Below are 1728 nucleotides of genomic sequence, written 5' to 3' on the forward strand. Positions count from 1 at the left end.
TACAAATGTTTTGAGGTGTTCAATATTAAGAGGAGAGAAATAATTTGAGAAAAATAGGGATCGTTATGGATTCTACGGGATATTTAACCCATGATATTTTAGAAAAACTACAGATTCGCATTGTACCCCTCAACGTTACCATCGGAGATGAAACATTTCCCGAACCAGAATTATCTAATGATATCTTATTTGAAAAATCGAGTCATATTTCGGGTTTGTCCACAACCTCACAACCGTCTGTCGGTGCATTTCTCCAAACCTATGAATCCTTATTTTCTGAAGGGGTTGAGGAGATTGTCAGCATTCATCTCTCAGCAGCTATTAGTGGCACATTACGTTCAGCTCAGATGGCAATCGACCTAGCTTCCAACCCCAATATTCATCTCTTTGATTCCAGGTCCGCTGCTGCGGGACTTGGTGTTCTAGCTTGGGCTGCGGCAGAATGGGTAGAGCAAGGGCTCATCGTATTAGAAATTTTGAATAATCTTCAAATTCTCAGGCAACATACCGAACTTTATTTTATTGTCAATACCCTGGAAAACCTGCGTAAAGGTGGTCGAATTGGAGGGGCGGCAGCTTTAGTTGGTACCTTGTTGCAAATAAAACCAATCCTTTACTTTAATCAGAAAGCAGAAATTGACGTTTTTGATAAAGTGCGTTCTCGTACAAGGGCTTGGCAACGTGTACTGGACGAATTAATCAAGACATTATCTAACGGAAAACGGTACCGTATTTGTGTTATTCACGTTAATGTTCCTAAAGAAGGAGCAATTCTGCTAAACGAACTTCAGACCCGTTTTCCAGAACATGATATTCGATTATTCGAGGCTGGGCCAGTCATTGCAACCCATGTTGGACCTGGTACTTTGGGTCTTGCGTTTCATCCTTGGCCGTTCCCCTAAAGTTATCACATTTAATCTCTGAAAAAATCAAGTAAGGTGAATAGGTGGAGTTATCGAACCCCAACTTGCGGAACAACTCTTGTATAGAAGGAAAGGCGGATTTGATTGGTATTGCTAGAGCGATTCATGACGATTCAAAATGGGCGGAGCGCGCTGCAGAAAGTCTGAAAAATGATTAAATATTCAATTAGACTTTATGAAATTAATCGAAAAGAGATTATTGTGGTTAAAGTAGGGATTCACAGTAGAATTGTAATAATGTTACTAGATTGTGAATATATTCATTTTCTATAGACAAGTTCATTAGTTCAATGGTATGTTTAATGTATTAAATATGCATGAACCATAATTCACTGGTCTTTCTCAATATACAGTACATTGAGACCTAACGGTCGAATCCCTCAAGTCCGTGAATCCGTGCATATATTTAACAATTAAACTCTCGCTTAAACGGTCTAAAGAATTTGAACTCTTGTACCTCAGTGCAGTTCCGTCAAAAAGAACCAGTTATAAATCTTTTTGAAATAAAAAAACGAATACCCTTCTACCAGTGAACTTTATGATAAATGTTCCAAGGAAAATTGACTTTCATATCGAATACTAATTATAGGGAATTATCCCCTCGAATTTTTCGGTGTTGGTGTGGCAACTATCATTCTCGAAATTTTAAGGAGGTATTTCCTTTTTTTAAGAGTAAAAATATTTTGAATATTCCTATACAATCTGAAAACGGCAAAAGAATAATTACAAAACAGTTTATTTTTTAAAAAAAAGAAAATAAACAAAATATTTAAAAAAATTCGGAAAGTTTGCAGGATTATCCAAA

General features: G+C 36.7%; 1 protein-coding gene. It reads left to right on the forward strand.

Annotation, left to right across the window (positions count from 1 at the left end; all coding sequences use genetic code 11):
- Window positions 1–44: 44 nt before the first annotated feature.
- A complete protein-coding gene (locus tag DOT_RS20135) occupies window positions 45–902 on the forward strand; it encodes a DegV family protein (protein WP_009622817.1) in 858 nt (285 codons plus the stop codon).
- Window positions 903–1728 lie beyond the last annotated feature (826 nt).

The sequence above is a fragment of the Desulfosporosinus sp. OT genome (assembly GCF_000224515.1).
In the GTDB taxonomy this organism is placed as follows: domain Bacteria; phylum Bacillota; class Desulfitobacteriia; order Desulfitobacteriales; family Desulfitobacteriaceae; genus Desulfosporosinus.